The sequence below is a fragment of the Roseomonas sp. CCTCC AB2023176 genome, from assembly GCF_042259275.1.
In the GTDB taxonomy this organism is placed as follows: Bacteria; Pseudomonadota; Alphaproteobacteria; order Acetobacterales; family Acetobacteraceae; genus Roseomonas.
Window position 1 is genome coordinate 2,477,061 of sequence record NZ_CP170086.1, and the last position, 12,677, is coordinate 2,489,737.

The window sequence follows — 12,677 nt, forward strand, 5'->3', positions numbered from 1 at the left end:
CCTGACATGACCCCGCAGGCGGGAGCATCACCCCGCAGGCGGGAGCATCACTGGGTCCGTCGCCCCGCCACCGGCCGTGCGGGCGCCGGGCTGGCTGGCAGCGTCGCAGCCTGGGCCCCCATCACCCGTGCCATGAAGTTGCCCCCCGACGGGTTCGCCGGATTCGCGTTGGCCATGGCCGTCGTGAGGGTCTGGGGCAGGGGGCTGGTCGCGCCGCGTCGCGCGGGCCGTCCGGCCGTGGCGGCCACGGCGCGGGCCGGCGGGGCGGCAGCACGCGGCGCGGCCTGCGGCCCGGTCGTCCAGGCCGTCTGCGGGTTCGGCATCGCCGTCGTCCCCGAAGGACCCCGGCTGCCAAGCGCGGCCACCCGCACCTCGCACCGCGCGAGGCAAAGGCGGGCCTCCGCCAGATTCGTGGCGGCGCCGGCATCGCACTCCATCCGGCACTGCTGGCTCTGCGCCGCCGCGACGACGGGCAACAGCATGGAGAGGGACAGGGCGACGAGCCCAACCCCCGGACCTCGGAACTCCCGCATGTGGTCGGGACCTTCTCGTGACGCCCGCCGTCCCTGCCCGGTGCATCATTGCCCGGGACGGGCGTGCGGCCCTCGCGGCAGCGTGATAGGGTCCTCTTGCCATGCCCCGGCCCCACCCTGCAACGACCCTGCGCCGGGCCGGGGCGCCTGCCGCGACGGACGCGACGACGCGGTCATCGAAGCCCGGCCGGCCACCGCGAGGCGCCACGCGGGCCGCGCCGGCGCCCGCGGCGTCGGCACCGCGCCGGCGCCGCTGGCTCGCCCGGCTCGTCGTGCTGGCGGTATGGGGCGGCCTGGCGCTGGCCGTCCTCCTCCTGGTCTTCGCCTGGGACCTGCCGCGGCCGGAGGATGCGCTGGCCACGACCCGGCGCCCCTCGGTCACGCTGGAGGCGGCCGACGGCCGCCTCCTCTCCACCGCCGGCGACCTCTATGGGGAGCCGGTCCGCCTGCGCGACCTGCCGTCGCACGTCCCCGCCGCCCTGCTCGCGATCGAGGACCGCCGCTTCCGGTCGCATTTCGGGCTGGACGTGTTCGGCCTGGCCCGCGCCGCGTGGGTGAACCTCACGGGCGGCCGCGTCGCCCAGGGCGGCTCCACGCTGACCCAGCAACTCGCGAAGAACCTCTTCCTCACGCCCGAGCGGTCGCTGCGGCGGAAGGTGCAGGAAGCCATGCTCGCCCTGTGGCTCGAATCGCGGTTCACCAAGGACGAGCTGCTCGAGATCTACCTCAACCGCACCTATCTGGGCGGCGGCGCCTTCGGCTGGGACGCGGCATCGCGGCTGTATTTCGGGGTCCCGGCGCGGCGAGTGTCGGTCTGGCAGGCCGCGGTGCTGGCGGGCCTGCCCCGCGCCCCCTCCCGCCTCAACCCCCGCGCCAACCCCGATGCCGCCGCGGCACGGGCGGCCGAGGTGCTGCGCGCCATGGTCGCGACCGGCGCCCTGACCGAGGCGCAGGCGAAGGCCGAGGCAGAGCGCATCGCCTTCCCGGCCCGCCCGTCCCGCGACACCGGCTGGTTCGCCGACTGGGTGAACGAGGATCTGGCGACCCGCTTTCCCGGCTCGGCGGACCTCGTCCTCCGTACCACCCTCGACCTGCGGGCCCAGGCCGTGGTCGAGGCGCGGTTGGAGGCGCTGCTGGCCGGCCCCGGAGCCGCGGCGGGGGTAGGGCAGGGCGCGGTGGTGGTCCTCGACGCGGCCTCCGGCGCGGTCCGGGCGATGGCGGGGGCGGGACTACCGCCGATCCCCCTTCAACCGGGCCGTCGCCGCACGCCGGCAGCCCGGCTCCGCCTTCAAGCCCTTCGTCTTCCTGGCGGCGCTGGAACACGGGGCATCCCCCTCCGATACCGTCGCCGACACCCCCTGACCCTCGGCCGCTGGTCGCCGGGCAACGGCGCCTGGCGTTCCCGCGGGGAGATCACGCTGGAAGAGGCGCTGGCCCATTCGGTCAACACCGCTGCGGTCCGCGTCCTGCAGCGCGGCGGCGGCCCGCGGGAGGCCGCGTCCGTCGCCCGCCGCCTCGGCCTCGCCGGCACCTTTCCGAACGACGCGACGATCGCCCTCGGCACGGGCGAGGCGACGCTGCTCGACCTCGCCGCGGCCTACGCCGCCTTCGCCAATGGCGGCCTGCGCGTCACGCCGCACGGCATCGCCTCCGCCCGTGCCGACGGCCGGCCCGCGCCCTTTCCCGTCGGCGCCCCCGCCCGCGTCATCGCGCCGGACCAGGCCGCCGCGATGCGCCGGATGCTGGAGGCGGTGGTGAACACCGGCACCGGACGCGCGGCCGCCCTGCCCGGCCGCGCCGTCGGCGGGAAGACCGGCACCACCCAGGATTCCCGCGACGCCTGGTTCATCGGCTTCTCGGGCGGCATGGTGGTCGCCGTCTGGCTCGGCAACGACGACGCGGCCCCGATGGACGGCGTCGCAGGCGGCACGCTGCCGGCGCGGCTGTTCCGGGACATCCTGGAAGCCCTTCCCCGCACCCCCGCCGCCGGTCCATGACGGCGTTCCGCGACGCCCGTTCACGCTGGCGTCCGTGACGGGAGACCGCCGCAGTTCACCGGAACCCCCCGGCGCGGCCGCCGTTGAAGGCCGGGCGGATCACCGCACGACACGATTCTCGGGAGGCGAGGGGCCTTGAGCACCAACGACGACGCGATGGCCCTGCTGCTGCGCCCCGTGCGGCACGCGGTGAACAACCTGTCCATGGTCCTCTCGGCGAACCTCGACGCGGCCCTGCCGAAGCTGCCGCCGGGAGACCGTGCCACCGCCCAGGTCGTCCGCGCCCGCCAGGCCGCGGAGGACTACGACCGCCTGATCCGCGGGTACTTCGCCCTCGGCCGGCACGAGACCGTCAAGCCGATGGCCGCGGCGCGCTACCTCCGCGACCTCCTGCCGCTCTTCGTCCTCGCCGCCGGCGGGCCCCTGCCGCTGGAGGTAGAGGGCGAGGCCATGGTCGAGGTCCGGTCCCCGACGCTGGACGCCGCCCTCGTCCTCGCCGCGGCCGGCGCCTCCGACCGGCCGCCTGGCGAAAGACCCGCCCTGCGGATCTCCGGTGCCACCGTCACCTTCGCCTGGCCGATCTCAGACGCTGCGCGGGAAGCGCTGACCGCGGCCGGGGCGAGGGTGGAGGCGGCGAGCGCCGGCGCGACGGGCGTGACCCTCCCCGGCCCGGCTGCCGCGGTCGCCTCGTCTGGGTAGGGGGCTACCCGCGGCCCTGCGCCGATTCGTAGGCGAGGATCGCCGCCGCCAGGTCCTCCCCGGCCCAGCCGACCGACTTGAAGAGCGTGACCTCCTCCGGCCGCGTCCGTCCGGGATGATCGCCGCGGCACAGCGCCGCGAGGTCGGCCGCGACGTGGGCTTCGGTGATCGCGCCCTCCGCGATCGCCCGGACGATGTCGCCCGCCTCCTTCAGCCCCCGGCGCGCGTGTCCAGGACGACCGTCGCGCGCGCGACCAGCGCCGCATCGGATTCCCGCATCGCCGGCCGGAAGGCGCCGACGAGGTCTACATGGGTTCCGGGCGAGACCTCCGCCCCGCGCACGAGCGGCGCGGTGGACAGCGTGGCAGCCGAGACCATGTCGAACCCCGCGGGATCGGGCGACGCGACCCCCGCGCCGGCAACCCTCCGTCGCGGAGCGTCGCCGCCAGCCGCGCCGCGTTCGTGGCCGTCGGCGACCAGACCGCGAGGTCCTCGAGCGGATAGGCCGCCGCATAGGCCTCGGCCAGCGCCCGGGCGACCTTGCCGCTGCCGAGCACGAGCAACCGCCGCGAGTCCGGGCGTGCGAGGAACCGCGCGGCCAGCACGCTCGCCGCCGCCGTCCGCCGGTCCGTCAGGGCGCCGCCATCCAGCAGCGCCAGGGGCGCCCCCGTCGCCGAATCGGAGAGAAGATAGGCCGCATGCACTGCGGCCAGCCCGGTCGCCGGGTTGCCGGGCGCGACGTGGACGATCTTCACCCCGGAATAGCGCTGCACCCCCGCCCGTGGTGGCTGCCAGGCGGGCATGAGCAGGAGCGTGTTCTCCATCCGCCCGGCCGCCGCCCCGGCTGGCCACGCATGGGCGTGGCGCAGCGGCGCCTCGCAGCCGGTGCGGAACATCGCGGCCAGGGCGTCCACAAGCGGCCCCGGGGGCAGCAGCGCCTCCACTTGCGCGTGGTCCAGGTTCAGCAAGCGCGAAGCCTCCTCGTCCGCCGCAGGCGTCGCATCCCGCAGCGCGAGGCGGAAGGGGTGGCGCCTTCCGGTGACCGCGGCGGCGAGGCGGCCTGCCGGGTCGGACCGCTCATGCCGGGACCTGCGTGCTTGCCACGTGTTCGGCACGACGTTTGCAACCCGTTACGGCCGAGGATTACGGCCGAGGACTGCCATGGCGGGGGTTTGCCGCGCCGCGCCGGTCCCGCTAGGGGAAGGCCCCGCCGTCAACGCGCGTCAGCGTTGATCGGGGCACATCCCTGGCGCAGCATGGCGGCCGGGATGACGACACGACACAAGATCCGAAGGGGGAGACCCGAATGAACCTTTCCACCGCGCGTCTGGGCTTGGGGGCCATCTTTGGCGCCGCCCTGACCGCCCTGGCCGCCTTTCCCGCGGCGGCGCAGCAGCCACAGCAGCCGGCCGGCCTGGACGCCATCCGCCAGCGCGGCCAGTTGATCTGCGGCGTCAATGCCGGCCTCGCGGGCTTCGCGCAGCCGGACAGCCAGGGCGTCTATCGCGGCTTCGATGTGGACTTCTGCCGTGCCATGGCCGCGGCCATCCTCGGTGACGCCAGCAAGGTCCGCTACGTCGCGACGACGACGCAGAACCGCTTTACCGCGCTCCAGTCCGGAGAGGTGGACGTGCTGTCCCGCAACACGACCTGGACCCTGTCGCGCGACACCTCGCTCGGCCTCGAGTTCAACGTCATCACCTTCTTCGACGGCCAGGGCTTCATGGTCCGCTCCAACGCCGGCGTGCAGAACGCGCGCGGCCTGGACGGCGCCACCATCTGCGTCCAGCCCGGCACGACCACCGAGCAGAACCTGGCGGACTGGGCGCGCGCGAACCGGATCCGCTTCACGCCCGTCGTGATCGAGCGGCTCGAGGAGATCGTCGGCGCCTATCTCTCCGGCCGGTGCGACGCCTTCACGACGGACGTCTCGGGCCTCGCGGCCACGCGCGCGACGCAGCAGCGCCCCGCCGATCACACGATCCTGCCCGACGTCATCTCGAAGGAGCCGCTCGGTCCGTCGGTGCGCCACGGCGACCAGCGCCTGTCCGACATCATGAAGTGGGTGCACTTCGCGATGGTCACCGCCGAGGAACTGGGCGTGACCGCGGCCAACGTGGACCAGATGGCCAACGACCCGCGCCCCGACGTGCAGCGCCTGCTCGGCCGCACCGGGGATCTTGGCCCGATGCTCGGCCTGCAGAACAACTGGGCCGCGAACGTCATCAAGGCCGTCGGCAACTACGGCGAGGTCTTCACCCGCAACCTGCAGCCCATCGGCATCCAGCGCGGCCCGAACGCCCTGTGGAACCAGGGCGGGCTGATGTACGCGCCGCCGGTCCGCTGATCCCGACGACCGCGGGGACGGCCCTCCGCCCCCGCGGTCAACCCTGACCAGTCCGAACGACAAGAACAGAGGCTTCACCGGATGTCGCAGAGCACCCTGGACCCGCGCCTCCTCCGGCCGCCGCCGAAGCGGAAACTGCGCTTGTCCTGGGCCGACGAACGCGTCCGCGCCATCTTCTGGCAGGTGCTGATCGTCGCCGTCGTCGTCACGGTGGTTTGGTGGCTCGTCCGGAACACGCAGCACAACCTGGAGGTCCGTCGGATCGCCACGGGCTTCGGCTTCCTCCAGCGCGAGGCCGGGCTGCCGATCGGCGAGACGCTGATCGACTACTCGCCTTCCGACACTTACCTCCGCGCGCTCGCCGTGGGCGTACTGAACACGCTGAAGGTCGCGGTGATCGGCATCGTCGTCGCGACAATCTTCGGAACCCTCGTCGGCATCGCGCGGCTGTCGAAGAACTGGCTTCTGTCGAAGATCGCGGCGGTCTACGTCGAGATCATCCGCGACATCCCGCTGCTGCTGCAGCTCCTGTTCTGGTACACGATCCTCCAGTCCCTGCCCGGCCCGCGGCAGGCGCTGAACCCGGGCGGGGGCATCTTCCTGTCCAACCGAGGGCTGAAACTGCCCTTCCTGGACTGGGAAGTCCCGCATTCCTGGGCGCTGCTGGCCTTCGCCGCCGGGTGCTTCGCGACCTACTACTTCGCCAAGGCGATGCGGCGGAAGCAGATGGCGGACGGGCAGCCCCGCGCGGTCTGGCCGGCGGCCATCGCGTTCCTGATCGGCGCGCCGGTGCTCGTCTGGCTCGTCGGCGGCGCGCCCTGGACGGTGGAATGGCCGGAACTGCGCGGCTTCAACTTCCGCGGCGGCCTGACCGTTTCCCCCGAGTACTTCGCCCTCCTCATCGGCCTCGTCACCTACACTGCGGGCTTCATCGCGGAGATCGTCCGTGCCGGCATCCTCGCGGTGGCGAAGGGCCAGTGGGAGGCGGCGGAGGCGCTGGGCCTGAAGCCAGGCGTGGTGCTGCGGCAGATCGTCCTGCCCCAGGCGCTGCGCGTGATCGTGCCGCCGATGACGTCGCAGTTCCTGAACCTGACGAAGAACTCGTCGCTTGCCGTCGCCATCGGCTACCAGGACATCGTGTCCATCGCGAACACGACCCTGAACCAGACGGGACAGGCGATCGAAGGCATCGCGATCATCATGCTGGTCTACCTGACGATCTCGCTGTCCATCTCGTTCTTCATGAACTGGTACAATTCGCGCATAGCGCTGGTCGAGCGCTGAGGGGAACGTGGCATGAGCGACATCACCCTCAACACCTCCGTCGCCGGCGTCCCCGAGGCCTCAGCCCCGCGGCGACCGCCGGCCATGGCCGTCGGGCCCGTGGCGTGGCTGCGGGCCAACCTGTTCTCGTCGTGGATCAATACGGCGGTGACGCTGGCGCTGGGCTACCTGATCGTCCGCTACGCCATCTCCTTCGTGGACTGGGCCTTCCTCAACGCGATCTGGTCCGTCCCGAACAACCAGACCCAGGTCTGCCGCGACGCGAAGGGAACGGGCGCCTGCTGGGCCGTGATCACGGAGAAGCACCGCTTCATCCTTTTCGGCACCTACCCCTACGACGAGCACTGGCGGCCGCTGATCGTCTGCTTCCTCTTCACCGGCCTCTACATCGTCTCGGCCATGCGCCGGTTCTGGCGGTGGGAACTGGCGCTGGTCTGGGCCGCGACCCTCACGCTCATCGGCGTCCTGATGTGGGGCGGCGTCTTCGGCCTGACCTACGTGCCGCAGGAACGCTGGGGGGGGCTGGCCATCACCCTCATCCTCGCTACCTTCGGACTGGCCTTCGCCTTCCCGCTCGCGATCCTCGTGGCGCTGGGCCGGCGGTCCTCGATGCCGGCCATCCGCATCCTCTGCATCGTCTACGTGGAACTGATCCGCGGCGTGCCGCTGATCTCGCTCCTTTTCATGGCGAGCGTGATGTTCCCGCTCTTCATGCCCGAGGGGATCAACATCGATAAGCTGCTGCGGGCCCAGGTGGCCGTCATCCTCTTCGCGGGCGCCTACCTCGCGGAAGTCGTCCGCGGCGGCCTGCAGGCCCTGCCGAAGGGTCAATACGAGGCGGCGGACGCGCTCGGCCTGTCCTACTGGCAGAAGACCGGCTTCATCATCCTGCCGCAGGCGCTGCGCCTCGTGATCCCGCCGCTGGTCAATACCTTTATCGGCTTCTTCAAGGACACGTCGCTCGTCCTGATCATCGGCATCTTCGACCTGCTGACCGCCGGCAAGACCGCGATCGTGGAGCCGGCCTGGCAGGGCTTCGGCGTCGAGGTCTACGTCTTCATCTCGATCATCTACTTCGCCTATTGCTTCGCGATGTCGAAGTACTCCCAGAACCTGGAGGCGGACCTGAACCGCCACCGCGTCCGCTGAACGACGCCCCGATGAGCCAGAAGAGGATCAGATCATGAGCGCCGTCCTCGCCGATGCGCCCCACATCGCCTCCGCCGTCCGGGCCGACGCGCCGGCCGCGATCCTGCTGGATAAGGTGAACAAGTGGTACGGGGCGCTGCACGTACTGCGCGACGTCTCGCTTTCCGTCGCGACGGGGGAGCGCGTCGTGGTCTGCGGCCCGTCGGGCTCCGGCAAGTCCACCCTCATCCGCTGCATCAACCGGCTGGAGATGCACCAGGAGGGCCGGATCATCGTGGACGGCACGGAACTGACGGATGACGTCCGCGCGCTCGACACGATCCGGCGCGAGGTCGGGATGGTGTTCCAGTCCTTCAACCTCTTCCCGCACCTGACGATCCTGGAGAACTGCACCCTCGCCCCGATCTGGGTCCGCCGCATGCCGAAGAAGCAGGCGGAGGAACTGGCGATGGAATACCTGGCTCGGGTGAAGATTCCGGAGCAGGCGAAGAAGTACCCCGGCCAGTTGTCGGGCGGGCAGCAGCAGCGCGTGGCGATCGCCCGCGCTCTCTGCATGAAGCCGAAGATCATGCTCTTCGACGAGCCGACCTCCGCCCTCGACCCCGAGATGATCAAGGAGGTCCTGGACACCATGGTCGGGCTCGCGGAAACCGGCATGACGATGATCGTCGTCACGCACGAGATGGGCTTCGCCCAGCAGGTTGCCGACCGCGTCGTGTTCATGGATCGCGGCGAGGTCGTGGAGCAGGGCACGCCCGAGCAGATCTTCAACTCGCCTTCGACGGACCGCCTCCGCCTCTTCCTGTCCCAGATCCTGCGGGGGCACTGAGGGCGAACCCAAGGCGGGCGATCGCGCCATGCGCCGGAAGCGGAGCGGGAGCGCAACTGCCGCGGCCCGCCGCTGTTGCACCGGTCGGGCGCGGGGCCCTATGCCCCGCGCCGCCGTGCGGCAAGGGCCGCACGTCTCCGCGCAGGACACCTCCGTGCGCGTGGTGAGGCGGAAACAGACGTGAGCGACGCGACCGTCGGCGAGGCGAAGCTGGGCACGCGGGCGCCCCTCACCTACGCCACCCTCCTCGGCGTCCTCGGCGTCGTCTACGGGGACATCGGGACTTCCCCGCTCTACTCCATGCGGGCGGCCCTTCTCCACTTCAACTCCGACGGGCTGGAGCGGTGGGAGATCCTCGGCGTCCTCTCGATGATCATCTGGTCGCTCATCCTCGTCGTCACGGTGAAGTACGTCTTCATCGTCGTGCGCGCCGACAACAAGGGGGAGGGCGGCATCCTCGCCCTCATGGCGCTGGCCCAGCGCGCGTCCCACACGGAACGCGGCCGCAAGATGGTCGCGATCGTCGGTATTGCCGGCGCCGCGCTCTTCTTCGGCGATGGGGTGATCACCCCCGCCATTTCGGTGCTGTCGGCCGTCGAGGGCCTGAAGGTCATCTCGCCGACCCTCGAGCACCTCGTCGTGCCGATCTCCGTCGCCGTGCTCTGCGGCCTCTTCTTCGTGCAGTATCGCGGCACCGGCCTCGTCGGCGCCGTCTTCGGGCCGATCACCATCCTCTGGTTCGGCGCGATCGGCCTCCTCGGCCTTGTCGAGGTCCTCCGTGCTCCGGAGGTCCTGGCCGCCCTCTCGCCGCACTACGCCGTCCAGTTTGCCGTGACCTACAAGATGGCCGCCTTCATCGCCCTCGGCTCCGTCGTGCTCGCCGTGACGGGGGCGGAGGCGCTCTACGCCGACATGGGCCATTTCGGCCGCCGCCCGATACAGCTTGCCTGGCTTTGGTTCGTCCTGCCCGCCCTCGCGCTGAACTACCTCGGCCAGGGTGGTCTCCTGCTGACCGACGGCGCGGCGCTCGAGAGCCCCTTCTACCTTCTCGCCCCCGACTGGTTCCGCCTGCCGCTTGTCGTCCTCGCGACGGCCGCAACGATCATCGCGAGCCAGGCGATGATTTCCGGCGCCTATTCCATCGCCCGGCAGTGCATCCAGCTCGGCTTCATGCCCCGCCTCGTCGTCCGTCACACGAGCGAGACGGAGGAGGGCCAGATCTACATGCCGCAGGTGAACTTCGCGATCTTCGCCGGCGTGATCGTCCTCGTCCTCGCCTTCCGCACTTCGGACAGCTTGGCGGCGGCCTACGGGCTCGCGGTCACCGGCACCTTCGTCGCGACCTCCACGCTGGCGGGGCTGGTGTTCCGCCGGCGGTTCGGGTGGCCGCTGCCGCTTGTCGTCGCGGTCTTCGTGCCCCTCTTCCTCCTCGACCTCGGCTTCTTCCTCTCGAACGTGCTGAAAGTTCCCGATGGTGGCTATGTTCCGCTCTTGCTTGGCATCTTCATCTTCGCGGCGATGCTGACCTGGCGCCGAGGTCGGGACCTCCTGGCCAGCCGCCTTCGCCAGGACTCCCTGCCGCTTCGCTCCTACATCGCGCGCCTGCCGCAGTCCCGTACCATCCGCGTTCCCGGGACCGCCGTCTTCATGACGAGCAACGCCGAACTCGTGCCGAACGCCCTTCTGCACAACCTCAAGCACAACAAGGTCCTGCACGAGCGCGTCCTGTTCGTCACGGTGAACACGGAAGACGTGCCCGTCGCCGAGCGTCGCCGCACGGTCGAGGAGCTGGCGCCCGGCATCCACCGGGTCTCCCTCTGCTATGGCTTCCAGGAGACGCCGAACATTCCGAAGGAGCTGGAGTCGCTCCGCGAGGTCGGGGTGGAATTCAACCCGATGCAGTCCTCCTACTTCCTGGGCCGGGAGACCCTCGTCGCCTCCGCCGTGCCGAAGATGGCGGGGTGGCAGCAGTGGCTCTATGCGATCATGGCCCGCAACTCCGTCCCGGCGACCGAGTTTTTCCGTATCCCGAGCGATCGCGTGGTCGAGCTGGGCGTGCGCGTCGCGATCTAGCCGGTGGGAACCGAGAAAGGGGCGCGCGTCGCTCGCCGCTCCGCTTCCGGATCCCGGGGTCCGGCTCGGATCCGCCGGGACCGGCGCGGGCCGGTGCCGGGCAGCCGCCGCGGGACGCCGGTTCGGATGAGGAGGGCCCCATGCCGCTGATCGTGCTGTCACCGAGCGGGGGGACGGACCTGCCGGAAGGCAGTCCCGAACATCGCTACGAAGTCGAACTGGGCCTCGATCCGCAGGGCTTCCCGGATATCCAGGCATGGCTTGCGGACCCGGACTCCTGGGTCGCCCGCCGCCGGTGGCCGGGCGAGGGCCTGATGGACGGTGACGTCATCCACGACGACGACATGGGCTGGGCGCTCCGCTTCTTCCGGCGGGACGACAATCCGGTGGACGCACCGATCCACTCGGTTCTCCGCCGTACCGCGCCCTGTCGCCCGGGCGAGGTCGTCACGATCGCCGAACCAGACGGCCGTGAGCATGCGTGGCGCATCGTCGGCGTGAAGGCCCTGCCGCGCGACGCTGCGTCGCCCGCCCTGGGTCGCTGAAGCCACGACATCAACGGGCATCGGCCGGAGCCGCCATGTGTCGAAGCGGCTTCCTGTCGTCCGTCCCCACACTTTGCGTGATCGCGCCGGGTGTATTCATCCGCCCTGCTTTCGGGCGCCCGTTCCTGGGAGGATCGGCTCCAAAGCGGGTGGCGTGGGGCGAGCTACTGCGCCACGGGCGGCGAGGCCGGACGCAGGACGTGGGGCAGGATGCGGGTCCAGGCACCGGGACCGGGGCGCTGCAACCAGTCCCGGACGGCGTCGCCCACGGCCCCGTACGGGACGGCGATGGAGGCGAGCCAGGGTGCAAGCCACGGGTTGAGCGGGCCGCCGTCGAACCCGCAGAGCCGCGGGATGGCGACGCCCGCGTCGGCGAGCGACCGGTGCAGCCCATAGGCCAGAAGGTCGGAGGTGCACATCACGGCCTCCGGCACGCGCTTCCGAAGCATCGCCCGGCCCGCAGCGGCGCCGATCGCGAGGTGGTCGAGCCCCGCGGCGGTGTGGATGTCCGAGCGGTCCAGCGCCGCCCCCGCCGCGTCGCGGAAACCCGCCACACGGTCCGCGGTGGCGGTGGAGAAGAGCGGGCCATGCACGAGGCCGAGGCGTTCGGCGCCGGCGGCCAGGAAAAGCCGCGCGACCTCCGCGCCCGCTGCGCGGTCGTCGAGCCCGACGAAGCCAACCCCAGCCGCACCCGGCGGACGGCGGCCGACGAGGAGGACGCCCTCCTCCTCGCGCAGCAGGACCGCGAGGCCGGGGCTCGCGACGGCGCCGAGGAAAACGATCCCGCGCGGCGCGAGGGCGCACGCGTCGGCGATCGCGCGATCCTGCGCCCCCGCTTCGTCATGCGTGTCGAGCAGGACGAGGCGCGAGCCGTCCGCGCCGATGGCGGCCTCGATCGCCGCGAAGTACGCGGCCATGGTGGGGTTGGCGAGGTTTGGGGCGAGCACCGCGACGAAGGCGCTGCGCCCCCGCCGCAGGTCGCGCGCGGCGGCAACGGGGCGGTAGCCGTGCCGCGCCGCGGCGGCCTGCACCTTCGCCGCCGTCGCTTCCGACGCCTTGCCGCCGATCCCGTTGAGGACGCGGGAGGCCGTCGCGATGGAAACCCCGGCCGCCTGCGCGACGAGGGTGAGGTTTGCGGCCGTGGGCTTGCTCCTGGACATGCGCGCTCCGCGGCGGCTAGGCTCGTCAGGGTAAACGTTTACCCGCCCGACGAGAAGGCGG

At 71.5% G+C, this 12,677-nt stretch carries 11 protein-coding genes and 3 pseudogenes; 10 read left to right on the forward strand and 4 right to left on the reverse strand.

Translation table 11 applies throughout. From position 1 onward, the window contains the following. Positions 1–47 precede the first annotated feature (47 nt). Positions 48–533, reverse strand: a complete 486-nt coding sequence (locus tag ACE7GA_RS12370) for a hypothetical protein (RefSeq protein ID WP_376099799.1) — start codon at positions 531–533, stop codon at positions 48–50. A 101-nt stretch (positions 534–634) separates the two neighbouring features. Here ACE7GA_RS12370 and ACE7GA_RS12375 point away from each other — a divergent pair. The 4 genes and pseudogenes from ACE7GA_RS12375 to ACE7GA_RS12390 all read left to right on the forward strand — a co-directional run. Then, positions 635–1,396, forward strand: a pseudogene (locus ACE7GA_RS12375) (transglycosylase domain-containing protein); the annotation flags it as partial. Between the two features lie 433 nt (positions 1,397–1,829). Beyond that, positions 1,830–1,895, forward strand: a pseudogene (locus ACE7GA_RS12380) (hypothetical protein); the annotation flags it as partial. 80 nt (positions 1,896–1,975) lie between these two features. After that, positions 1,976–2,530 (forward strand): annotated as a pseudogene (locus ACE7GA_RS12385) (penicillin-binding transpeptidase domain-containing protein); the annotation flags it as partial. 135 nt (positions 2,531–2,665) lie between these two features. Then, positions 2,666–3,229 carry a hypothetical protein gene (locus ACE7GA_RS12390; RefSeq protein WP_376099801.1) on the forward strand — a complete coding sequence of 188 codons (564 nt, stop codon included), beginning with the start codon at positions 2,666–2,668 and terminating at the stop codon, positions 3,227–3,229. A gap of 4 nt (positions 3,230–3,233) precedes the next feature. On the opposite strand, the gene ACE7GA_RS12395 is transcribed toward ACE7GA_RS12390, so the two are convergent. Both ACE7GA_RS12395 and ACE7GA_RS12400 read right to left on the reverse strand, forming a co-directional pair. Next, positions 3,234–3,500 carry a hypothetical protein gene (locus tag ACE7GA_RS12395; RefSeq protein ID WP_376100247.1) on the reverse strand — a complete coding sequence of 89 codons (267 nt, stop codon included), beginning with the start codon at positions 3,498–3,500 and terminating at the stop codon, positions 3,234–3,236. 34 nt (positions 3,501–3,534) lie between these two features. After that, positions 3,535–4,197 (reverse strand): hypothetical protein, encoded by a 663-nt coding sequence (locus tag ACE7GA_RS12400; protein WP_376100249.1) that lies wholly within the window; start codon positions 4,195–4,197, stop codon positions 3,535–3,537. A gap of 338 nt (positions 4,198–4,535) precedes the next feature. On the opposite strand from ACE7GA_RS12400, the gene ACE7GA_RS12405 reads away from it, so the two are divergent. The 6 genes from ACE7GA_RS12405 (at position 4,536) to ACE7GA_RS12430 (ending at position 11,456) form a co-directional block, all read left to right on the forward strand. Continuing rightward, a complete protein-coding gene (locus ACE7GA_RS12405) occupies positions 4,536–5,576 on the forward strand; it encodes an amino acid ABC transporter substrate-binding protein (RefSeq protein ID WP_376099803.1) in 1,041 nt (346 codons plus the stop codon). Positions 5,577–5,657: 81 nt separating this feature from the next. Then, positions 5,658–6,860: an amino acid ABC transporter permease gene (locus ACE7GA_RS12410; protein WP_376099805.1), complete on the forward strand. Its 1,203-nt coding sequence runs from the start codon at positions 5,658–5,660 to the stop codon at positions 6,858–6,860. Between the two features lie 12 nt (positions 6,861–6,872). Continuing rightward, on the forward strand, positions 6,873–8,009 hold the full coding sequence (locus tag ACE7GA_RS12415; RefSeq protein WP_376099807.1) for an amino acid ABC transporter permease: 1,137 nt from the start codon (positions 6,873–6,875) through the stop codon (positions 8,007–8,009). A 34-nt stretch (positions 8,010–8,043) separates the two neighbouring features. Then, the gene (locus tag ACE7GA_RS12420; protein WP_376099809.1) at positions 8,044–8,838 is read left to right on the forward strand and encodes an amino acid ABC transporter ATP-binding protein; all 795 of its coding nucleotides are present in this window, start codon (positions 8,044–8,046) and stop codon (positions 8,836–8,838) included. Between the two features lie 180 nt (positions 8,839–9,018). Beyond that, complete coding sequence (locus ACE7GA_RS12425) at positions 9,019–10,911, forward strand: potassium transporter Kup (protein ID WP_376099811.1); 1,893 nt, start codon at positions 9,019–9,021, stop codon at positions 10,909–10,911. 140 nt (positions 10,912–11,051) lie between these two features. Continuing rightward, a complete protein-coding gene (locus ACE7GA_RS12430; RefSeq protein WP_376099813.1) occupies positions 11,052–11,456 on the forward strand; it encodes a hypothetical protein in 405 nt (134 codons plus the stop codon). 164 nt (positions 11,457–11,620) lie between these two features. Here ACE7GA_RS12430 and ACE7GA_RS12435 read toward each other — a convergent pair whose 3' ends face one another. After that, a complete protein-coding gene (locus tag ACE7GA_RS12435; protein ID WP_376099815.1) occupies positions 11,621–12,616 on the reverse strand; it encodes a LacI family DNA-binding transcriptional regulator in 996 nt (331 codons plus the stop codon). Positions 12,617–12,677: the final 61 nt, after the last annotated feature.

What these genes read in the sequence shown, in the direction of transcription:
- ACE7GA_RS12370 (WP_376099799.1), bottom strand. Translation starts at nt 533, where the DNA reads ATGCGGGAGTTCCGAGGTCCGGGGGTTGGGCTCGTCGCCCTGTCCCTC.
- ACE7GA_RS12405 (WP_376099803.1), top strand. Translation starts at nt 4,536, where the DNA reads ATGAACCTTTCCACCGCGCGTCTGGGCTTGGGGGCCATCTTTGGCGCC.
- ACE7GA_RS12410 (WP_376099805.1), top strand. Translation starts at nt 5,658, where the DNA reads ATGTCGCAGAGCACCCTGGACCCGCGCCTCCTCCGGCCGCCGCCGAAG.
- ACE7GA_RS12415 (WP_376099807.1), top strand. Translation starts at nt 6,873, where the DNA reads ATGAGCGACATCACCCTCAACACCTCCGTCGCCGGCGTCCCCGAGGCC.
- ACE7GA_RS12420 (WP_376099809.1), top strand. Translation starts at nt 8,044, where the DNA reads ATGAGCGCCGTCCTCGCCGATGCGCCCCACATCGCCTCCGCCGTCCGG.
- ACE7GA_RS12430 (WP_376099813.1), top strand. Translation starts at nt 11,052, where the DNA reads ATGCCGCTGATCGTGCTGTCACCGAGCGGGGGGACGGACCTGCCGGAA.
- ACE7GA_RS12435 (WP_376099815.1), bottom strand. Translation starts at nt 12,616, where the DNA reads ATGTCCAGGAGCAAGCCCACGGCCGCAAACCTCACCCTCGTCGCGCAG.